Origin of the sequence: Marinobacterium mangrovicola, from assembly GCF_004339595.1 — a bacterium.
Lineage (GTDB): Bacteria > Pseudomonadota > Gammaproteobacteria > Pseudomonadales > Balneatricaceae > Marinobacterium_D > Marinobacterium_D mangrovicola.
Genome location: NZ_SMFU01000009.1, coordinates 265,934 through 286,581, shown reverse-complemented (window position 1 = coordinate 286,581; position 20,648 = coordinate 265,934). Strand labels below are relative to the sequence as shown.

The 20,648-nt window shown below is 58.7% G+C and carries 22 protein-coding genes and 4 tRNA genes; 7 read left to right on the top strand and 19 right to left on the bottom strand.

The features are described 5' to 3' along the window. Positions 1-18: 18 nt before the first annotated feature. From CLV83_RS13785 to CLV83_RS13775, 3 genes are all read right to left on the bottom strand, one after another. Positions 19-95, bottom strand: a tRNA-Met gene (locus tag CLV83_RS13785). 13 nt (positions 96-108) lie between these two features. Then, positions 109-183, bottom strand: a tRNA-Gln gene (locus CLV83_RS13780). Positions 184-201: 18 nt separating this feature from the next. Then, positions 202-278, bottom strand: a tRNA-Met gene (locus CLV83_RS13775). A 354-nt stretch (positions 279-632) separates the two neighbouring features. On the opposite strand from CLV83_RS13775, the gene CLV83_RS13770 reads away from it, so the two are divergent. After that, complete coding sequence (locus CLV83_RS13770; RefSeq protein WP_165900315.1) at positions 633-1,397, top strand: tetratricopeptide repeat protein; 765 nt, start codon at positions 633-635, stop codon at positions 1,395-1,397. 97 nt (positions 1,398-1,494) lie between these two features. Here the strand turns inward: CLV83_RS13770 and ychF are convergent, their stop codons facing one another. From ychF to CLV83_RS13735, 7 genes are all read right to left on the bottom strand, one after another. Next, positions 1,495-2,586 carry a redox-regulated ATPase YchF gene (ychF, locus tag CLV83_RS13765; RefSeq protein ID WP_132293394.1) on the bottom strand — a complete coding sequence of 364 codons (1,092 nt, stop codon included), beginning with the start codon at positions 2,584-2,586 and terminating at the stop codon, positions 1,495-1,497. A 50-nt stretch (positions 2,587-2,636) separates the two neighbouring features. Beyond that, a complete protein-coding gene (gene pth / locus CLV83_RS13760) occupies positions 2,637-3,230 on the bottom strand; it encodes an aminoacyl-tRNA hydrolase (RefSeq protein WP_132293391.1) in 594 nt (197 codons plus the stop codon). A 21-nt stretch (positions 3,231-3,251) separates the two neighbouring features. Continuing rightward, positions 3,252-3,836 carry a 50S ribosomal protein L25/general stress protein Ctc gene (locus CLV83_RS13755; protein ID WP_132293388.1) on the bottom strand — a complete coding sequence of 195 codons (585 nt, stop codon included), beginning with the start codon at positions 3,834-3,836 and terminating at the stop codon, positions 3,252-3,254. A gap of 121 nt (positions 3,837-3,957) precedes the next feature. After that, positions 3,958-4,899 carry a ribose-phosphate pyrophosphokinase gene (locus CLV83_RS13750; protein WP_132293385.1) on the bottom strand — a complete coding sequence of 314 codons (942 nt, stop codon included), beginning with the start codon at positions 4,897-4,899 and terminating at the stop codon, positions 3,958-3,960. A 76-nt stretch (positions 4,900-4,975) separates the two neighbouring features. Then, positions 4,976-5,050, bottom strand: a tRNA-Gln gene (locus tag CLV83_RS13745). Positions 5,051-5,143: 93 nt separating this feature from the next. Next, positions 5,144-5,707, bottom strand: a complete 564-nt coding sequence (lolB, locus tag CLV83_RS13740; RefSeq protein WP_132293380.1) for a lipoprotein insertase outer membrane protein LolB — start codon at positions 5,705-5,707, stop codon at positions 5,144-5,146. Further along, complete coding sequence (locus CLV83_RS13735) at positions 5,704-7,419, bottom strand: tetratricopeptide repeat protein (RefSeq protein WP_132293378.1); 1,716 nt, start codon at positions 7,417-7,419, stop codon at positions 5,704-5,706. The genes lolB and CLV83_RS13735 overlap by 4 nt, the downstream gene beginning before the upstream one ends. 208 nt (positions 7,420-7,627) lie before the next feature. On the opposite strand from CLV83_RS13735, the gene hemA reads away from it, so the two are divergent. The 6 genes from hemA (at position 7,628) to CLV83_RS13705 (ending at position 13,635) form a co-directional block, all read left to right on the top strand. After that, positions 7,628-8,899, top strand: a complete 1,272-nt coding sequence (gene hemA, locus CLV83_RS13730) for a glutamyl-tRNA reductase (RefSeq protein WP_132293375.1) — start codon at positions 7,628-7,630, stop codon at positions 8,897-8,899. Between the two features lie 13 nt (positions 8,900-8,912). Further along, entirely contained in the window at positions 8,913-10,001 is a 1,089-nt protein-coding gene (gene prfA / locus CLV83_RS13725) for a peptide chain release factor 1 (RefSeq protein ID WP_132293372.1), read from the top strand. Between the two features lie 2 nt (positions 10,002-10,003). Next, complete coding sequence (gene prmC / locus CLV83_RS13720; RefSeq protein ID WP_132293369.1) at positions 10,004-10,852, top strand: peptide chain release factor N(5)-glutamine methyltransferase; 849 nt, start codon at positions 10,004-10,006, stop codon at positions 10,850-10,852. A 45-nt stretch (positions 10,853-10,897) separates the two neighbouring features. Continuing rightward, positions 10,898-11,659, top strand: a complete 762-nt coding sequence (moeB, locus tag CLV83_RS13715; protein WP_132293366.1) for a molybdopterin-synthase adenylyltransferase MoeB — start codon at positions 10,898-10,900, stop codon at positions 11,657-11,659. Positions 11,660-11,677: 18 nt separating this feature from the next. Next, positions 11,678-12,079: a CoA-binding protein gene (locus CLV83_RS13710; protein ID WP_132293363.1), complete on the top strand. Its 402-nt coding sequence runs from the start codon at positions 11,678-11,680 to the stop codon at positions 12,077-12,079. 77 nt (positions 12,080-12,156) lie between these two features. Further along, a complete protein-coding gene (locus CLV83_RS13705) occupies positions 12,157-13,635 on the top strand; it encodes a DASS family sodium-coupled anion symporter (RefSeq protein ID WP_132293360.1) in 1,479 nt (492 codons plus the stop codon). 64 nt (positions 13,636-13,699) lie between these two features. On the opposite strand, the gene CLV83_RS13700 is transcribed toward CLV83_RS13705, so the two are convergent. The 9 genes from CLV83_RS13700 to CLV83_RS13660 all read right to left on the bottom strand — a co-directional run bounded on the left by CLV83_RS13700 (position 13,700) and on the right by CLV83_RS13660 (position 20,521). Beyond that, entirely contained in the window at positions 13,700-14,311 is a 612-nt protein-coding gene (locus CLV83_RS13700; protein ID WP_132293356.1) for a hypothetical protein, read from the bottom strand. Between the two features lie 24 nt (positions 14,312-14,335). Then, entirely contained in the window at positions 14,336-15,292 is a 957-nt protein-coding gene (locus CLV83_RS13695; protein ID WP_104004497.1) for an AEC family transporter, read from the bottom strand. A 167-nt stretch (positions 15,293-15,459) separates the two neighbouring features. After that, on the bottom strand, positions 15,460-15,954 hold the full coding sequence (locus CLV83_RS13690) for a SixA phosphatase family protein (protein ID WP_132293353.1): 495 nt from the start codon (positions 15,952-15,954) through the stop codon (positions 15,460-15,462). Positions 15,955-16,016: 62 nt separating this feature from the next. Then, positions 16,017-16,913, bottom strand: a complete 897-nt coding sequence (locus CLV83_RS13685; RefSeq protein WP_132293350.1) for a DMT family transporter — start codon at positions 16,911-16,913, stop codon at positions 16,017-16,019. A gap of 91 nt (positions 16,914-17,004) precedes the next feature. Next, the gene (locus CLV83_RS13680) at positions 17,005-17,514 is read right to left on the bottom strand and encodes a DoxX family protein (protein ID WP_132293347.1); all 510 of its coding nucleotides are present in this window, start codon (positions 17,512-17,514) and stop codon (positions 17,005-17,007) included. A gap of 3 nt (positions 17,515-17,517) precedes the next feature. Further along, positions 17,518-18,285 carry an HvfC/BufC N-terminal domain-containing protein gene (locus CLV83_RS13675; protein ID WP_132293344.1) on the bottom strand — a complete coding sequence of 256 codons (768 nt, stop codon included), beginning with the start codon at positions 18,283-18,285 and terminating at the stop codon, positions 17,518-17,520. Next, positions 18,285-19,172, bottom strand: a complete 888-nt coding sequence (bufB, locus tag CLV83_RS13670; RefSeq protein ID WP_132293341.1) for an MNIO family bufferin maturase — start codon at positions 19,170-19,172, stop codon at positions 18,285-18,287. The genes CLV83_RS13675 and bufB overlap by 1 nt, the downstream gene beginning before the upstream one ends. Positions 19,173-19,207: 35 nt before the next feature. Next, the gene (locus tag CLV83_RS13665) at positions 19,208-19,501 is read right to left on the bottom strand and encodes a BufA1 family periplasmic bufferin-type metallophore (RefSeq protein WP_341540381.1); all 294 of its coding nucleotides are present in this window, start codon (positions 19,499-19,501) and stop codon (positions 19,208-19,210) included. A 198-nt stretch (positions 19,502-19,699) separates the two neighbouring features. Continuing rightward, positions 19,700-20,521, bottom strand: a complete 822-nt coding sequence (locus tag CLV83_RS13660) for a maleate cis-trans isomerase family protein (protein WP_165900314.1) — start codon at positions 20,519-20,521, stop codon at positions 19,700-19,702. Between the last annotated feature and the right edge of the window lie 127 nt (positions 20,522-20,648).

The window sequence follows — 20,648 nt, the reverse complement described above, 5'->3', positions numbered from 1 at the left end:
ACAATGTAGATCTTTGAATGGTGGCAATAGCGGGACTCGAACCTGCGACCCTCGCATTATGAATGCGATGCTCTAACCAACTGAGCTATATTGCCACACTCAAAAACGTGGCAGGGGTAGCAGGATTCGAACCTGCGCATGACGGGATCAAAACCCGTTGCCTTACCGCTTGGCGATACCCCTACACATGTAAAGTCTAAATGGTGGCAATAGCGGGACTCGAACCTGCGACCCTCGCATTATGAATGCGATGCTCTAACCAACTGAGCTATATTGCCACGCTTTAGAGGCGCGAATTATTCTCTTTTTCTCATTGCCTGTCAACACTCAAAGCCGACAAAAAACTGGTTGTTTTTATAGACTTGAGTCATTTCCTCAATTCATTGCAGAGCGAGGGGATACCAAGGTGGTATTGCCGCCCGGGCGCAGGCGGACTTCAATTCAATAAGTGTCTGTGGGTCAGTCCCGCTAGACCTATGCTGGCGAGAAAACGTACAGCTGCCTGACGCTGCGTTGGGACTGTTTGCATGGCTATTTGAATCAGTCTCTTTGTTAAGGCGTCGCGCTACAGAATAAAAATAATAAGGAGTGATGCCGTGCTGCGTACCTGGCCGTTAATGGCCCTTTTTTGCATGCCTCTCGCGCAGGCCGCTGAGGTGACCGAGCTGCCGGATGATTTCTACGCGGCACAGCCCACGGTTCAGCTGTTCAAGGCCTATGCCGAGTTCAAGATGGCGAACTATGAAATTGCTCAGCAGATGTGGTTGAGCATCGATGGCAGCGCTCGGGCCGAGGCGCGATTTAATCTGGGCATCCTGTACGACGATGGGCTGGGCGTTGAGGCCGATTTACACCGGGCTCTGGCGTATTACCGGGAAGCTGCACTGGCGGGAAGTCGCTCAGCCTCCTACCGACTGGGGCTCCTTTATCTGCGAGATCCACGTATGGCGACTGATATTGATGAGGCGCGTTACTGGCTTTCCAGAGCGGCATTGGACGGAGATGCCGACGCGGCAAAGTTGCTTCAGGGAATGACCGACAATTCGACAACCGGTGATGGAATGCAGAAAGCGGAGGCGCTGCTGCTCGATGGCGAATCCCGCCAGGCGGTAGAGTTACTGACACAGCTGGCACAGCAGGGCGATCCGGCGGCGATCAATCGTCTGGCGTGGATCTATGAGTCCGGCGTGCATGTAGAGAAGGATCTTAATCGTGCTGCGGAGCTGTTTCTCCAGGCTGCGGAGCTTGGCGATGCCAGTTCCCAGTATGCGCTTGGCGTGATGCTAATGACCGGAGCCGGTATGTCCAAAGACGGTGACAAGGCCAAACGCTGGCTGAAACAGGCGGCGGGTCAGGGACACGTGTCTGCCAAGCGAGCCCTGCGGGAGATGCAGTAGGAGGTGCGCCGCTCCTGCGGAAAAGGCCGAGTAGGGGGGGGGAACGGGTACAAAAAAAGCCAGCTCTGAAGCTGGCTTTTTTGATCGGTCTAGATGATCAGACGTTGAAGCGGAAGTGCACTACGTCGCCGTCTTTGACGATATATTCCTTGCCTTCCAGGCGCCATTTGCCGGCGTCTTTCGCGCCCTGTTCACCCTTATATTCGATAAAGTCGTCATAGCTGACCACTTCAGCGCGGATGAAGCCTTTTTCGAAGTCGGTGTGGATAACTCCGGCTGCCTGCGGTGCAGTGGCACCGATGCGTACTGTCCAGGCGCGCACTTCTTTCACACCAGCGGTGAAGTAGGTCTGCAGACCGAGCAGTGAGTAACCGGCGCGGATGACGCGATCCAGGCCCGGCTCTTCCATGCCCATCTCTTCCAGGAACATGCTCTTTTCGTCATCTTCCAGTTCGGCGATTTCGGCTTCCAGCTTGTTGCAGACAGGAACGACGCTGGCGTTTTCGTTGGCCGCCATCTCTCGGACCTGGTCCAGCCAGGGGTTGTTCTCGAAACCGTCTTCGGCCACGTTGGCGATGTACATGGTCGGCTTGGTGGTCAGCAGGTGGAAGCTCGGCAGCAGCTTCTGGTCCTCTTCGGACAGCTCCAGGGAGCGGACCGGCTGGCCCTCTTCCAGGTGCGGGATCAGCTTTTCAAGTACCGCCTTGGCTGCAACTGACTCTTTATCACCACCCTTGGCGCTGCGCTGAACGCGCTGCAGCTGCTTCTCGCAGGACTCCAGGTCAGCCAGCGCCAGCTCCAGGTTGATGGTTTCGATATCTTCCAGCGGGTGGATGCGGTTAGCCACGTGGATAACGTTGTCATCTTCGAAGCAGCGAACCACGTGAGCAATTGCGTCTGTCTCGCGAATATTGGCCAGGAATTTGTTACCCAGACCTTCTCCCTTGGATGCGCCGGCCACGAGGCCCGCGATATCAACGAATTCCATGGTGGTCGGTACAACGCGCTCTGGCTTGACGATGGCAGACAGTGCATCGAGACGCGGATCGGGCATGGGAACGATGCCTGAGTTGGGCTCGATGGTGCAGAACGGGAAGTTTTCCGCCGCGATGCCAGACTTGGTCAGGGCGTTGAACAGTGTGGACTTACCGACGTTGGGCAGGCCTACGATGCCGCATTTGAATCCCATGATGAAAATCCTGTTTAGGGCCTGGGGTCAGGCGCTCGCGTTAAAACTCTTTAGGCGTTTGCACTAAAGCTGTGCAGATGGTTCATGGCGCGGGACCAGTCGCCCTTGATGGCCAGCGGTAACTGGCGCAGCGCCTCGTCAATGGCCGCCTGGGTTAGCTCTCTTTCCTGCTTCGGCGCTTTGCTGAGCACAAAGTTGGAGACTTGGCTGGCGTGTCCCGGGTGTCCGATACCAAGGCGCAGGCGGTAGAAGTCACGATTGTTGCCCATCTGGCTGATGATGCTGCGCAGGCCGTTATGGCCGCCGTGACCTCCGCCTTTTTTCAGGCGTGCGGTGCCAGGGGCGATATCGAGTTCGTCATGAGCTACCAGAATGGCGCTGACCGGGATCTTAAAGAAATTGGCGAGGGCGGCGACGGATTGTCCGCTCAGGTTCATGAAGGTGGTCGGTATCAGCAGGTGTACCGGCTGACCTTCAATCAGAATCTTGCCGTACAGCCCCTTGTATTTGCTTTCGGGCTGCAGGGTAGTGTGCTGGTGGGCAGCAAGCTGCTCCACCAGCTCAGCACCGGCATTATGACGGGTCTGCTCATATTGGGGGCCAGGATTACCCAGCCCGACGATCAGAGAGATAGTGTCATTCATGCCGATACGGTCACGCTATGATTACTTCTTAGCGCCACGCGGAGAGTAGCAGTAACCGATACCCTGGTCGTGGTCTTCACCGCGACGCAGAGCGACGATCTCAACACCTTCCGGCAGAGTGATGTCGGAAAGGTGAGCGATCTGGCCCAGTTCGATGTTGGACAGATCAACTTCCAGAGCTTCCGGCAGAGCAGTCGGCAGACACAGGATTTCAACAGTCTGAGCTTCAACGGCGAACTTGGCAGAAGCTTTGGCAGCTGCGGAACGACCGAAGTTAACGAAGCTCAGCGGAACCTGGATCTTGATCTTCTTGCTTTCATCAACGCGCTGGAAGTCAGCGTGCAGGATCAGCGGCTTGAACGGGTGACGCTGCAGGTCCTTGATGATGACGGTAGTTTCCTGGCCATCAACGTTCAGGGAGAGCTTGGAGGAGAAGAAGCCTTCCAGCAGTTCAGCTTTGTACAGCTCGTTAGCGTTAACGGACAGGCTTACCGGCTCACCGCTTCCGTACAGGATGCCCGGGATCTGACCTTCGCGACGCAGGCGGCGGCTCGCACCTTTGCCCTGATCGTTACGGGTCTGAGAGTTCAGTACAATCGTAGACATTTTCGTTTACCTTTAAATAGATAAAAACTGCAGGCTTCCGCGACCAGAAGCGTGCAGTATTTCTTAACCCTTGCGGGTGCGTATGTACCGGACGTAGCCGGTACTTTCAGGCCTGAATCGCTTAGCGAAACATGGCGCTGATAGACTCCTCGTTGCAGACGCGGCGTACCGCTTCGGCAAGCATCGGAGCCAGAGTCAGCTGGCGGATCTTGTCACATTTAACAGCTGCATCTGAAAGCGGGATGGTGTCGGTGACGACCAGTTCATCCAGCTCGGAATTGGTGATGTTGTTGATGGCCGGGCCAGACAGTACCGGGTGGGTCACGTAGGAAACCACACGGGATGCGCCCTTGTCTTTCAGGGCTTTGGCCGCTTTGCACAGGGTGCCGGCGGTGTCGCACATGTCATCGACGAGGATGCAGGTACGGCCGGAGACATCACCAATGATGTTCATTACCTGGGCTTCGTTCGCTTTCTCACGACGCTTGTCGATGATTGCCAGGTCGCAGTCGAGCTGTTTGGCGACAGCGCGTGCGCGGACTACACCGCCCACGTCCGGGGATACAACAATCGGGTAGTCGTAGGTCTGATCGAGAATGTCATCGAGCAGTACCGGAGAGCCGTAAACGTTGTCCACAGGGATATCGAAGAAGCCCTGAATCTGGTCGGCGTGCAGATCGACTGTCATAACGCGGTCGATGCCGACGTTGGAGATCATGCTGGCTACGACCTTGGCGCTGATCGGTACACGGGCCGAACGCGGGCGACGATCCTGACGGGCGTAACCGAAGTACGGGATGACCGCGGTGACACGGGTCGCCGATGCACGGCGGATGGCGTCAGCGAACACGATCAGTTCCATCAGGTTGTCGTTGGTCGGAGCACAGGTGGACTGGATGATGAAAACATCCTTACCACGTACGTTCTCCTGGATCTCGACACTGACTTCGCCATCGCTGAAGCGGGTGACGTTTGCCTTGCCCAGCGGGATGTCCAGCCGTTCTACCACTTTCTGCGCCAGCGCAGGGTTAGCGTTGCCGGTGAAAACCATCATTTTAGACACGGCGCGTACCTTTTTGATTGAGTCTGGGTTGGCGGACGAAGTCGCTGAAAGGGAGTCAGTCATCGATAACTTAATTTGGCAGGGGTAGCAGGATTCGAACCTGCGCATGCTGGAATCAGAATCCAGTGCCTTACCGCTTGGCGATACCCCTGTATTCATGGCGGCGTGCCGCCAATCCAAGAAGGCGCGTATTTTCGGTAAACAGGTTGGGAAAATCAACCCCTGATGGGGAATTTGAGATGATTTACGGTTGCCACTCCCGAATCACCAGTCTCAGACGCAGATCCTGGTAGCTGAACTCAAGTCTGCCGGGCAGTGTCAGCTCGGGGGAAACCTCGCTCAGGCGCTGGATCTCGACCCGCCACCCCAGCTGCTCAAAACCCCTGGCATCGGCCAGCGGTGTAGAGGGAAGGGTCGGGTCCGGCAATCCTTGCACCCAGTAGCGCGCCTGACTTACCGGCAGGTACCAGCCCAGCGCCTGGTACATCACCTCTTCGGGGGTGGCGCCGCGAAATGTTTCATCCTCGCCGGATACCTGCATCTCGACAGCGCGGCTATCGCCGCTGATCACAGCGCCGCCCTGACCCAGCGGGCCGCTGAGGCGGACCTCGTAGGCCTGACCCTGCTGGTGCCAGTCGATATTAGCGGAATCCGCGCTATTGCCCTGGCGGATACCCGCCTTGCCGGTGAACTGCCAGTCATTGTCGAGCTTGCCCTGAAGGCTGGCGTCCGGCGCGGATGGCGGTGCCTGAATCGAAGAACAGGCACTTAATAGCAGGGCGATCGAAATCAGCAGTACCCGTGTCACTGATCAACTCCGAGTTTCTCAGCGATTTCATTGAGGTGTTCGTCTTCAGGTGTCGCGTCGAGGTTTTCCTGCAGTAACTGGCGAGCCTGTTCGGTTTCACCCTGTTGCCAGAGCACTTCGATCAGGTGGCTGGCAACTTCAGGATCACCGGAAGCATCATAAGCGCGCTGCAGGAAGTTGAGCGCCTCGGCTTCACGGCCAAGCTTGAACAGCACCCAGCCCATGGAATCGAGCACGGCGGCATCATCCGGGTGCTGCTCCAGCGCCTTGGAGATCAGGTCATGGGCACGATCGTAATCATCGGAATAGACCGTCAGTGAATAGCCCAGAGCGTTCTGCAACATGCCGTTGTCCGGATCCAGCTCGATGGCACGTTCCAGGTTCGCAAGCATCTTCTCTGGATCCTGTTTTTCGACCAACAGTGCGTAGGTATATAGAAGGCCCACATCGGCAGGTTCACGTTTTAGGGCGTTTTCCAGCAGACTCAGTGCTTCGGTCTCCAGCCCATGGGTATGCAGCCAGTTGGCTTCGGTCAGTTGCAGGCGGCTGTTAAGACCGGGGTGGCGTTCGATACCCTGATCGATGATCGCTGCTACCTGAGCGCGGTCGTCCGGGCTGTTGAACAGCTCAACTGCGTGGCTGTAGGCCTGCGGCAGGTTGGGGCCTGATCTGACCTCGAGGAAATGCTGCAGAGCGCTTTCGGTATTGCCCTCAGCCTCGTCGATCACGCCTAGGTAGAAGTTCAGATTGCTGTTATGGGGATCCTTCTCCGCCATCTGTTCCAGGATACGGCGGCTGGCTGCGTACTGCTCATGCTCGAGGGTGAGCAGCGCGAAGTAATAGTGCAGCTGGCTTTCATCCGGCTGGTCGGCAATGACATCATCGATCAGTTCGACGGCGGTGTCCGGGTCGGTGGCGATCAGCAGCTGTGCTTTCTGTACCCGCAGCTGGCTCTGGTTAGGGCTGGCATCGAGACCCTCGTCGATCAACGACAGCGCGGCCTGTTGCTGGCCACGGGTACGCAGGATGTCGATTTTTTGCAGCAGCAGGTCGGTCTGCCCAGGCTCTGTGGCCAGGCCTTGGTCGAGCAGGGCGAGCGCGCCATCATCATCGCCGGCGCGGCGCTTTAGCAGGGCGCGGGTCAGCAGCAGATCGAGGCGCTCGGGATCACGTTCAGAGTAGCGGGACAGCAGTTCGTCATAGCGTTTGGCGGAATCCGCTGTGAGCTCCTGGCTTTTGCTGCCAAGAATCAGTACTGCCTCGGAGCTGCCGTCGTCGAGTATGCGCTCCAGTACCGGCAGCGCTTCGTCGAAACGCTCCTCGCTGATCAGGATGGTGGCGCGAATATGATCCGGTTCGGGGTTGTCCGGCGATACTTCAGACCAGACAGTGGCGGCCTCGAGCACCGCATCAGGGTTACGCATGAACTGTGCAATCCGAGTGGCGCGCTCCGCCACCGCCGGGTCGCGGGATTTTCTGACCTGGCTCAGGTAGTAATCCAGTGCCGTGTCGAAATTACGCCGCTGGCCGGCGATCTCCGCAGCCATCAATTCGTACAGCGACTCCCGGTTCAGCTCCCCCGGTGTGTAGACGGGCTGGCCCGGCTGATAGTCGGTGTCAATTCCACTTTGCTGGCTGGAGGTCGGCGATACGCTGGCACAGCCGCCGAGTAGCAGAGTGCCGATCAGTAGTGTGATCCCGGTTGTTCTCATTGCTGCTCTGATCCTGAGTCTGATCTTGAGTCCCAAAGTTGCACTATAGAGGACAGCGAAGGGCGAAGGGAAGTTGCCGACCGGTCAGAAGAAAAACCGCTTCCCTTGATCTTGGCGGCAGTGTTAGCTAAGGGCATGGCTTAATCCGTGGCGTTGAAAGGTGTATGATGTCGCGCTTGTCCAAGTAGGGTAGTGCGAACCTCAGTATATGGCGTTGCTGGCATTAGGGATCAATCACAAGACGGCTCCGGTCGAGGTACGGGAGCGCGTGTCTTTCGCTCCCGAGCAGCTCGGCGAGGCGATGAGTGCTGCCCGTGACCACGCCAGCCTGCAGGAAGTGGCGATTCTCTCCACCTGCAACCGTACCGAACTCTACTGCGCCACCGATCTGACCGATATCCGCCTGGTGCTGGAGTGGATCGGCCGATACCACGGTCTTGACCCCGCCGAGCTGGAAAAGTGCAGCTATATCTATCGCGACGAAGAAGCGGTACGCCACATGATGCGCGTGGCCAGCGGACTGGATTCGCTGGTGCTGGGCGAACCGCAGATTCTCGGTCAGCTGAAGAGCGCGTTTAGCGTCTCCCAGCAGGCCGGTATGGTCGGTGCGGAACTCGGGCGCCTGTTCCAACATACCTTCTCCATCGCCAAGCAGGTGCGTACCGAAACCGCCATCGGCCAGAACCCCGTGTCTGTCGCTTACGCAGCGGTGAGTCTGGCGGAGCACATATTCGCAGATCTGGGCGAGAGCCATGCCCTGCTGATCGGCGCCGGTGAAACGATCGAGCTGGTGGCCCGTCACCTGAAACAGGCGGGTGTGCGCTCGATCACCGTAGCCAACCGGACGCTGGCGCGGGCACACGCCCTGGCTGACGAGGTGAACGGCGAGGCGATTGAACTCTCGGCCATGCCCGACGCGCTGCCCAAGGCTGATATTCTGATCTCATCTACTGCCAGCCAGCTGCCGATTCTTGGCAAGGGCGCGGTGGAAACGGCGCTGAAAAAGCGTAAGCACCGGCCCATGTTCATGGTCGATATTGCTGTCCCCCGGGATATCGAACCCCAGGTGGCGGAGCTTGATGATGTCTACCTTTATACTGTCGATGACCTGACCGAGGTGATCGAGGAAAACCAGCGTAACCGCGAATCCGCGGCCGCCGATGCGGAAGCGATTATCGAAGCGGGCGCTCATGCATTCCTCAGCCGCCTGCGCGAGCTCGAAGCGGTTGATACGCTCACTGCGCTGCGTGAGCAGGGCCAGGCGATCTGTGACAACGAGCTGGAAAAAGCGATGAAGCAGCTGGCGCAGGGGCGTGATGCCGAACAGGTGCTGCAGCAGCTGGCTCGCGGAATTACCAACAAGATGCTGCACCAGCCTACGGTGCAGCTGCGCAAGGCCTCCGCCGAAGGGCGTACCGATCTGGCGGGGCTGGTTCAGGAACTCTACCAGCTCAGCCCTCCCGCCGAACGCGATAACTGACAGGCTCCGTTAGATGAAAGACTCGATTCAGACCAAGCTCGAGAAGCTTAGTGATCGTTACGAGGAACTTGCTGCTCTGCTCAGCGAGCCCGAGGTGATCAACGATCAGAACCGGTTTCGTGATTACTCCCGTGAGTATTCTGAGCTGGAAGCTGTCGTAAAGGCGTTTGGCGACTGGAACCAGGCGCAGGAAAACCTCGCTGAAGCACAGCTGATGCTGGAGGATTCCGATCCCGATCTTCGCGAAATGGCGAAGGAGGAGATCGATGCGGCGAAGGAGCAGATCGAGACGCTGGAAGCTGAACTGCAGATCCTGCTGCTGCCGAAAGATCCCAATGACGGTCGCAACGTCTTTCTCGAAGTCCGCGCCGGCACCGGCGGTGACGAGGCGGCGATCTTCGCCGGTGACCTGTTCCGCATGTATTCCCGTTACGCTGAACAGCATGGCTGGCGCGTTGAAGTGATCAGCGCCAGTGAGGGTGAGCACGGCGGTTATAAAGAGATTATTACCCGGGTGGCCGGTGATGCGGTCTATTCGCGGTTGAAGTTTGAGTCCGGCGCACACCGCGTACAGCGTGTGCCGGAGACTGAATCCCAGGGACGCATCCACACCTCTGCCTGTACCGTGGCAGTGATGCCGGAGATGGATGAGGCGGCGGCTGTCGAGATCAACAAGGCCGATCTGCGCGTGGATACCTTCCGTGCCTCCGGCGCCGGTGGTCAGCACGTCAACAAAACCGACTCCGCGATCCGTATTACTCATATTCCCACCGGTGTGGTGGTGGAGTGTCAGGAAGAGCGTTCCCAGCACAAGAACCGCGCCAAGGCGATGGGGCTGCTGGCGTCGCGTCTGCAGCAGGCGGAGATGGACAAGCACAACGCGGCGCAGGCCAGCACCCGCAAAAGCCTGGTGGGTTCCGGTGATCGTTCCGAGCGTATCCGTACCTACAACTTCCCCCAGGGACGTGTCACCGATCACCGTATCAACCTGACGCTCTATAAGCTCAGCGAAGTGATGCAGGGCGATCTGGATTCAGTGATCGGACCGCTGCTGCAGGAGCATCAGGCGGAACAGCTGGGTGAACTTTCGGCCGAGGGCTGAATATGAGCGATCCTTCATCTCCTTTGTCGATCGAGGCGGCGCTCGGCCTGGGCGCCTCCCGTATCGATTCCGACACCGCCCGTCTCGACACGGAGCTGCTGCTTTGTCATCTGCTCGATAAACCGCGCAGCTACCTGTTTACCTGGCCGGACAAGGAACTGACCGTCGCGCAGCGCGACGAGTTTCTCGTGCTGCTGGAGCGTCGGGTGGCCGGTGAGCCGGTGGCGCACCTGACCGGCCTGCGCGATTTCTGGACCCTGACCCTGGAAGTCAGCCCCGATACGCTGATTCCACGGGGCGATACCGAAACCCTGGTGGAGGCCGCGCTGGTGCTGTTGCCGGATGGTGCCTTCCGGGTGGCCGATCTGGGCACGGGTACCGGCGCCATCGCCCTGGCTCTGGCCAGCGAACGACCGCACTGGCAGGTGCAGGCCTGTGATCGTGTGGAAGCCGCCGCCGAACTGGCGCGGCGTAACCAGACCCGAAATGCGGTACCGAACGTGGAAATCCTCACCGGCAGCTGGTGTGAACCACTGCATGGCGAGTTCGATATGATTGTCTCCAACCCGCCCTATATAGAGGCTGATGACCCGCATCTGAGCCAGGGCGATGTGCGTTATGAGCCACTGTCGGCGCTGGTAGCTGCCGAGTCCGGTCTTGCCGATATCCGCCTGATCGCTGACCAGTGCCGAACCCGTCTCAAGTCCGGTGGCTGGCTATTGCTGGAACACGGCTACAATCAGGCAGAGGCGGTAGAGCGACTGCTGGTTGCTAGCGGTTATGACAAGATCGAACTGATCCGTGATCTGGCCGGCCAGCCACGCGTGACAAAGGCGCGCTGGCCCGGCTGAATCTATCCCTGCGCCCAACGCTTGAAACAGGACAGGAGTGAACAGGTGTTATCCGATGAACAACTGCTGAGATACAGCCGTCAGGTCATGCTGCCGGAAGTGGAGATCGACGGACAGGAAGCTTGGCTCAACAGCCGGGTGCTGATCGTGGGGCTTGGCGGGCTGGGTAGCCCCGCCGCTATCTACCTGGCATCGGCAGGTGTGGGTCACCTGGTGCTGGTGGACGATGATGTTGTGGATATTACCAACCTGCAGCGTCAGATAGTGCATACCAGTGACCGGGTCGGTGAGTCCAAGGTGGAGTCTGCACGCAAAACCCTGCAGGCGCTGAATCCCGAGATCCGAATCGATACCCTGGCCACTCGGCTGGAGGGCGAGGCCCTGACCGAGCAGGTGGAAGCGGCGGATCTGGTGCTCGATTGCTCCGATAACTTCACCACTCGCTTTGCCCTAAACCGGGTTTGTGTGGCCACTGGTACGCCGCTGGTATCTGGTGCGGCGATCCGTTTCGACGGTCAGATCAGCGTGTTCGACTCCCGCGTGGAGGGCGCCCCTTGCTATCAGTGCCTTTACGCCGAGGGCGAGGACGAAGAGCTAAGTTGTTCTGAATCAGGCGTTTTTGCGCCGTTGGTAGGTATAGTGGGAACGACACAGGCCGCTGAAGCGTTGAAGGTGTTGGCCGGTATCGGTGAACCGCTGGTAGGTAAGCTTTTGATGCTCGATGCCCGTCGTATGGAGTGGCGTAACCTCAAGCTCAGACCGGACCCATCTTGCCCGGTATGCAGTGCAAAGAGTACTGCCAGATAACCGATAGGGAGCGCGATCATGAGTAACGACAAAGCACTGATCGAACGACTGCAACATGAAGTCCGTATGATCGCCCTGGTAGGTGCCAGCAATAAGCCGCATCGGGCCAGCCATCGGGTGATGGAGTTTCTACTGCGCCAGGGTTACACCGTGGTGCCGGTGAACCCCAGGCTGGCAGGTCAGAACCTGCTCGGTTGTCCCGTGGTCGCCAGTCTTGCCGATATTGCCGGCACCATCGATATGGTGGATATCTTCCGTAACTCCGAAGACGCCGGTGCGGTGGTCGATGAAGCGATCGCCGCAGGCGCCAAGTCGGTCTGGATGCAGCTCGGCGTGATTAATGAGGCCGCCGCAGAGCGCGCGCGAACGGCGGGGCTCGACGTGGTGATGGATCGCTGCCCGGCGATCGAGTGGCACTGATTCACGCTGGCTGTAAGTGATTAGCAGTTCCGGCGATTGAGTGCCGGATAAATCCTGTTGTAGAAAAAGGATCTTTCATGCCTCCCTCAAATAAAAGTCCCTCCGACCTGCGGCTGGCTCCGGCGCTGGTTGCGCTGGGATTGGGTACTCTCGTCTATTTCCTGCCTCAGCCCGAGATGGTCAGTGACCAGGGTTGGCTGATGCTGGCGATCTTTATCGGCACCATCGCGGCGATCATCGGCAAGGCGATGTCGATTGGTGCGATCTCCATTGTGGCGATCGCCCTGGTGGCCGCCACCGGCGTGACCAGTGACAACCCGGGCACCGCGATCAAAGACGCGCTGAGCAGCTTTTCCAGCCCGCTCATCTGGTTGATCGCTATTGCCGTGATGATCTCCCGTGGCCTGATCAACAGCGGTCTAGGTGCGCGAATCGGCTATCACTTTATCGCCCTGACCGGGCGCAGCACCCTGGGTATAGGTTACGGGCTGGCGCTCTCGGAGCTGACGCTGGCACCGGTGACACCGAGTAACACCGCCCGTGGCGGCGGTATCATGCATCCGATCATGCGCTCCATCTCGAAAAGCTTTGGCTCCTCTCCTGCGGAGGGGACAGAGAGCAAAATCGGCAAATACCTGGCGCTGGTGAACTACCACAGCAACCCGATCACCTCGGCGATGTTTGTTACCGCCACCGCCCCTAACCCACTGACCGTTAAATTGGTGGCCGATGCCACCGGGGCCCAGATCGATCTGACCTGGACCACCTGGGCGCTGGCGATGCTGCTGCCCGGACTGGCCGCCATCGCCCTGATGCCGCTGGTGCTTTACTGGCTCTATCCGCCTCAGGTCCGCAAAACACCGGACGCGCGCCGCTTCGCCAAAGATAAGCTGGCCGAGCTGGGGCCGGTCAGCCGCGATGAAAAGCTGATGCTCGCGGTGTTCCTGCTGCTGCTGGTGTTCTGGGCGGATCTGCCGGCCTGGCTGCTGGGCGAGAGTTTCAAGCTGAATGCCACCACCACCGCATTCCTTGGGCTGTCGATGCTGTTGTTGACCGGTGTGCTGCACTGGAAAGATATCCTCGAGGAGAAGAACGCCTGGGATACGCTGATCTGGTTTGGCGCCCTGGTGATGATGGCAACCCAGTTGAACAAACTGGGTGTGATCGACTGGTTCTCACACAGCGTTCAGCAGTGGATTACCGATACCGGCATGGGCTGGCCGCTGGCCAGTGTGCTGATTGTCGCTATCTTCCTCTATTCGCACTACTTCTTCGCCAGCACCACAGCACACATCACCGCGATGATGGGGGCCTTCCTGACCGTGGGGCTGAGCCTGGGCGTACCGAGTATGCCGTTTGTGCTGATGATGGCCGCGGCCTCATCGATCATGATGACCCTGACCCATTACGCCACCGGTACTTCACCGGTGATCTTCGGCTCCGGTTACCTGACCCTGGGTGAGTGGTGGCGCGCCGGCTTCGTGATGAGCCTTGTGAACCTGCTGGTCTGGGCTGTGGTGGGGATTCTCTGGTGGAAGCTGCTGGGCTATTGGTAAAAAGCTATTGGTAAAAGGGGATTGGTAAATAGCCGGACAGACTTGCCGCTCTGAACGCTGGGGCTTAGCGCCCCAGCATCATTTCACGGATCTTTTTGTCATCGGCGCAGCGACGGGCGTAGGCGCGTAGTTCGTCACTGCACTGGATACCGCTCAGGTCTCCGGGTAGCGGTGCGCCGGAGCTGATCAGAAAGTTAAGCGTGGCCTGGTCTTCGCGCTCCATTGAACGGATCACCAGTATCTCGGCCTGTTCCAACGTTGCGCCGTGCTGGGTGAGCCGGCTCAGGTGCAGCATCAGCGTCTGCTGCTCACAGTGCTCGAAGCACCACTCCAGCAGGCTGCGCTCTTCGTGGCTGATATTGGCATCAAACCCGGATTGCAGCATTGCAGTGATCAGGGCCAGGCTCTCGTCTGGATGTTGCAGCGCGTGCAGCAGGTAGGGCGTGTCATCAGCGTCCCGCTGGGCATGCTGCGGCAGCTGCTCCATTACCCAGCGCAGCGATGCTGCCTGTCCAGCCTGTAAGGCGAGCTCCAGTGCATTGAAGTTATCGGCCAGCGGCTCGGTCAGTTGTTCTGGCGTGAACTTGCCGGCCAGTTTGTTCAGCGTTTCCCTGTTGCCGCTGCGCAGCGCATTTACCAGTTTGGCAGTCCGTGCATCTTTAAAAATCTTCAGCATGTCTCAGCCCCTGTTTCTCGGCGATCAGATAATGCCGATAAAGCGCACGATGAAGATGCCGGTGCTCAGCGTCACCACCGAACCCAGCGTGGTGGTCAGGATGATATTGGCGGCGAGCTGGGCGTTGGCGCCCATCGCCTTGGCCATGACGAAGCCGGCGGCGGCGCTCGGGCAGCCGAACAGCACCATCAGCATCACCATGTCCTGACCGGAGAAGCCGAACAGCCAGGCCAGGGGCACCAGCACCAGTGGCAGCAGCACCAGCTTGGTCAGGGTTGCCCAGAAGGCTGATCCCGAGGTGCTTTTCAAACTCTTCATATTGAGTGAGCCACCGATGGTCAGCAGCGCCAGCGGCAGGGTGATATCGGCAAAATAACGTGCAGTGCGTTCAGCGATATGCGGCAGTTCCAGGCCGAAATAGGAGAAGGGCAGGGCGATGATTACCGCGATAATCAGCGGGTTGCGGATAATCTGGTAGGCAGTTTTCATCACATCCAGACCGCCGCTTTTCTGCAGCGGTACGGTCAGGCAGATGATCGCCAGCACGTTATACATAGGGATCACCAGCGCCAGGATCAGCGAACCCTCCGCAAGCCCCGCCTGGCCAAACAGGTTGAAGCTGATCGCCAGCCCGAGAATGCCGTAGTTACTTCGAAACGCGCCCTGAATGAACGAGGCAAGGTCCTCCGGCGAGTCGATCCAGCGTTTTCCGAGCCACCAGATCAGGCCGAAAGAGATCAGTGTGGTGATAAAGACAAACAGCAACATCGCCGGGTTGAACGTGGCGTGGTAATCCATCCGTGCAATGGAGAGAAACACCAGCGTCGGCAGAGTGACGGTGAAAACGAAGCGGGAACCCACATTCACGAAGTTTTCGTTGAATACTCCGACCCTGACCAGTAAATAACCGATGAACATGATCAGGAAGATGGGCGCGACGATATTGCCGGTGAAGGCGAGAGTCTGGAGGTAGAGTTCCAACGCTAATCCCTTAGAAGCAGAGAGAGGGGTAATAAGTGTACCCGAATCGGCTCTCTCTTATCAGTCTGCACTTGGCAACAGCGGGATCAGCGGACAGAGACTTGGCGCTGCAACGGTGGTTTGTTTTGCCGCTTTTTATCGATGTGGTTTTTCATCGATGTAGCTTTTCAGCGGTGCAGTTTTGGATAGTCAAACCACTGGCTGGTACCGCAGCTTTCGGCCAGTTCGCTCCAGCTCAGTACGTTGAGAATCAGGTGCTGTACACAGGAGGTGGGGAAGTGTGGCAGCGGGGTGCCGCTGAGGTAGGCGCCGAGCTCAGCGATGCCTGGATTATGACCCACCAGCATCAGGCGAGAGTGTGAATCTGACTGCCCCTGCAACAGGTTCAGCAGTGTTTCCCAGCAGGCTTCATACATCTCCGGCACATCCTTGCAGTGGGATGCCGGTAGCAACAGGCAGGAGCTGAGCTCCTGGGCCGTCAGGGTGGTGCGCAGCGCGCTGCTGTAGAGCAGCAGATCGGGAATCAGCTCCTTGGCCCGCACCCGCTCAGCCATGGCGGGAAGGTCACGTTGGCCGCGTGGATTCAGCGGACGCTCGAAATCCGAAAGCTGGGGATTCTCCCAGCTCGATTTGGCGTGGCGGATCAGGGTTAACTGCTTCATGCGGGCGCTCTCCGGGAAGGCTTAGCCCCTGAAGTATTGACTGCGATAGGTGTAAAGGCAATTCAGCGCGTTGAACCCAATCGCCGTAGCGAGTTAAGCGAGCCGCCGAAGAAGAACAGACCCAGCCCCATCAGCACCAGAGCAGAGCCCAGATAAAGCTGTTCGCTCAGAGGCTCATCGTTAAGTAGATGCCCAAGGAATAGCGCAAATACCGGTGTAATCAAGGTTACCAGCGCTACGGTGCTGGCGCTCAGGTGCTTGAGCACGAAGTAGTAAGAGACAAAACCCAGCAGCGAGCCGATCAGCGCCAGGTAGATAATTGACCAGAATGAGCGTGACGCGGGATCCAGTGGTTGCCAGTCACCGCCGATCAGCAGCCAGGTGACCAGATAGCAGGGAATCGAAAGCATCAGGGCACCAACGGTTTGTGCCAGCGGATCCAGCTGCGCCCGCTGCTGTTTGACCAGCACACCGCTGAGGCTGAACAGACTCACACCCAGTAGCAGTAGCAGAACGCCGGGCAGACTGCCGGGGCCAAGCGCCACATCGTCCATGAAAATCACGGCAAGACCGGCCAGTGCCAGCGCGCAGGCGAGCCAGCGATAGAAGGGAAAATGCTCGCTGCGGAACAGCACCCGGGCAAACAGGGCCGAGAGTATCGGCGCGAGGCCAAAGAGGACAGAGATCAGGCCAGAGGGCACATAGCGTGCAGCCAGATAGACACTGCACATGGCGCCGTAAACCCCCAGTGTGGCGCAGAGATAGGAGCGAAACGCCTTGGCGTTCAGCGGCAGAGGTACTCGCCGTGCCGCCAGCAGCAGAAGGCCGGCGGCGGCCGCCAGCGCCATTCTCAGTCCCGCCGCGATGATCGGATCCACGGTTTCGCCGCTCCAGGCGATCGTCAGAGGCGAGGTGGACCAGATGACGACAACGGTGAGGTAAGCGGCGGGTATCAGCAACGGAGTATCCTTTCCAGTTAGCGCAGAAACAGAAAGACCGCATCAAGAATGCGGCCCTTCGTGCTTTCAGGGGAGTTGAGCCTGCGAACGGCTAAGGGGAGCAATCTCCGCAGCGTCGCTTCAGCCAGTAATCCACAGACAGGGTACCAGCACCGCGCATCATCAGGAATAGCAGGCCGGTGGCCCAGATGCCGTGGGTCGGGTAAGCGCCGGGGTAGACGAACAGCTGAATCGTCAGCGTCATGATCAGCAGGGCAAGTGCCGAAAAGCGGGTGGCAAGGCCCAGCAGTAACAGCACCGGGAACAGGTGCTCAGCAGTCGTGGCCAGGGTTGCAGCGAGTTCCACGGGAATCAGCGGCAGGGCGTACTCCTCCCTGAACAGATAGAGCGTTGAACCGGCAAAACGGGGCCAGCCCAGTTCGACCGTACCGTCGATGATATTCAGCGCGAACCCTTCTACTTTCGTCTGCCCGGAGATCCAGAAGATCGCGGCCAGGGAAAACCGTGCCAGCAGCTGAACCAGATTTTCAGGAATACGGCCGAGCAGTGTATTGGCTTTGCAGATCAGACCGATCAATGAGTTGGAGGCTGAACTGTTCATGGTTTATTCCTCCTCGAATAGCGCTATGCCGGTAATTGCGCCTTTTTGCACCAGCAACTCCAGGGTTGGGCCAAGCGGGGGGTTGCGCAGCGGCTCACCGGCCATGCAGCGGTCGATAAAATCGGCGCTCTCATGGCTCAGCGGGATGGTTTCCACTTCCAGCTCAGGTCTCAGGATCAGCGCCTGCTCCGGTGTGTTTGGGTCTATGTTGGCCAGTTTTGCCAGCCCCTGGTGAGCAGCCCATATAGAGACTGCGGCATAGCGGCTTTTGAACAGGGCTAAGGATGGATGAAAAAACAGCTTGAAAGGTATGCAGCCGGTCTCGTTGGACAGTGCTTTTTTGACCACTGTAGATAAGTGCTTACTATCAGCAGAGTTCGCGTCAGCGGCGTGGAGAGATTGGAGCCTTAACCACTCCAGCTGCGCCACGTCACTGAGATAGGGAAGAGTAGCGGCGGGCTCAAAATCTGCAATAAACGCGGGAAAGCGTTCGCCGTAATGGGCCAGTACCGGTGAGGCGGGCAGGTTGGCGGGATCGCGCAGAAACTCCCGCGCCATGGCCCGAAAGAACGGCTCTCCAACCAGCTGTTTCACCACATCGAAGCAGTTGGCCAGTGCATCGATCAGCGAAACGATGACATTGTTGCGATATACGTCGAAGCGTTTGCTGCCGGTCTCTGAGTCCCAGGCAGAGACGCCATCAGGCGGTGCAAGCTCCGGGTTCAGTAGTGCGTGCTGAAATCGACTGTCGCTGTTCGCTTTAATATCCATTACGCCACCTCCCGCGAAATCGCCTGGAGCCTGCGCGCGGCGTTCTGTGCCTCAGCCACCAGGATCGTCAGGGGAGGCAGGTTGGCATCGCGCTCGATCAGCGTGGCCACCGCGCCGGTTTGCTCTAATGCATAGTCGTAAAGTTTCCACACCGCCTCAGCCACCGGTGCATCATGGCTATCGATCAGCAGCGGTGCGCCCTGGGAGTCGCTGTCGCGAGCGAATCCGGCAAGGTGTATTTCGCCGACCCGGTGGCAGGGCAGAGCGTCGATATAGGCGTGGCTGCTGAAGCCGTGGTTGATGGCGCTGACATAGACGTTATTCACATCCAGTAGCAGGCCGCAGCCGGTGCGACGGATCACCTCGGCAATAAATTCAGGTTCGGTGTAACTGGAGTCGCGATACTGGAGATAGGTTGCCGGGTTTTCCAGCAACATCTGTATGCCGAGTTTTTCCTGCACTCTGTCCACGTGATCGCAGACGTTCTCTAAGCGTTCCGGCGTGTAGGGGAGCGGCAACAGGTCATTCATGAACTGGCCGTTGTGGCTCGACCAGGCCAGGTGCTCGGAAAAACGCTCAGGCTGATGTCGCGCTATCAGTGTTTTAAGCCGTTCCAGATGGGCCTCATCAAGCGGCTCGCTGCCGCCGATGGAAAGTCCCACGCCATGAACTGACAGTGCATAGTGTTCGTGTATCCGCTGCAGATAGTGATGCATGGGGCCACCTGCCACCATGTAGTTTTCGGCATGGACTTCGACAAAACCCAATTTCGGGCGGGTCTCAAGCAGCGGCTGAAAGTGCTCCGGCTTCAGCCCTATGCCTGCGCCAGAGGGCAGGCCGGCGGGAGGTTTGTATGGGCCTGTTTGACTGTGTTGATCGCTTTTCATCGTTAAACCTCCCGCTGGCGCTACTGGTCAGTTCCTTAAGACATCTTTTCTTCAAAGGCTTCGAGCTGGCCCATGCCTGTGGGTGAGGTGGTGGATTCCATCTCGGTGCAGGTACCGGCGGGAACCATTTTCCAGGCGTTACCCTGGTGGTCCTTTTTCGCGGTGCCTGCGCAGGAGGTACCGGGGCCCGCCTTACAGTCGTTCTGCCCCTTCAGGGAGACGCCGTAGCATTTCTCCATATCGGCAGCGGTGGCCGGCAGGGAGGTCAGGCTGACGGCGGTACCCAGAGCCAGTGCAAGTGTCGTAGAGGTGGTAGTCTTCATAGACATGATTGTTCTCCGATTTGTTGGGTGCGTTGGCTGAAGCAGCCGTTTTATCGAGAAGAGAAACAGCTACTTCCCTTCTTGCTGCGATAGTCGACGGCGAAACGCATTCCTTACACGGAAAACGAAAAAAAATTTGCGAGTGTTTTTCAGCTGATCAAGGGCGGTTGCCGCCGCCCTCGCTCTATCTAAGTGGGTCGAACGCTAGGCAGGCGAAGCCCCCGGATCGGTAGGCAGCTTCATAAGGTGGGCGAGGCTGGCGCTGCTATCATCGGCGGGCTGTTCGAAGAGACGGCCAAAGTGCTCGATCCGGCCGGTATAGCCCAGCAGACGCAGGCTGTGCCAGGCGATTGCCTGGTTGCTGCTGACCACCGGCTTGCCGAGGCGGGTCTCGATCGCTTCGATCGCGAGAGAGGCGCGCAGGGCGGTGCAGGAGATAAACAGCAGGTCCGCCAGGGGATCGCAGGCGGCCACGGCGGCATCGGCAATATCCAGTGGGGAAACGCCGGTGACCAGGCGGTCATCGGTGAAGCCAAGACCCGCGACGCTGAGCACCTCGAAGCCCCGCGCGGTGAACTGGTCCGCCAGCTGCAGATTCACATCCTCGGTATAGGGCGTGAGTAGAGAGATCCGGCTGGCCCCCAGGGCGCGACAGCCTTCAATCCCTGCCTGCAGTGGCGTGGTGACCGGAACCCCCGGGCGCGCCAGTCTGATCAGGTCCTCTATTCTGTCCTGGCCGATCGCCAGGGTGCCAGCGGTACAGCCATAGACCATCACATCCAGCTTTATACCGGGCAGGATCAGTTCCGCTGCACCGGTGATACCGGGCGCCATGGCGCGCAGATTCTCCAGCGTCATCGGATTGTGGTTGGCGACGCGGCTGGTAAACAGCTCGACGCCGGCGGGATAGAAGCGGCGCAGGTCCTGTTCGCTGTTGAAGTCGGTGGACAGGGCCACCAAGCCGATACGGCCCAGCGGGGCGATATCGTCCAGGGGACGTGAAGGCTCAAGCAGCTGGCTTATCATGACGTTCTCCCGCTTGTTGAATGGCGTGAAGCGTTAACAGATATGAGCAATTGCCGTGCCGTGACCGGTTAGGGCTTCCCGTTCAGAGACGGGAATAGGGAAGAGTTGTATAAAAAATAGACTAAAG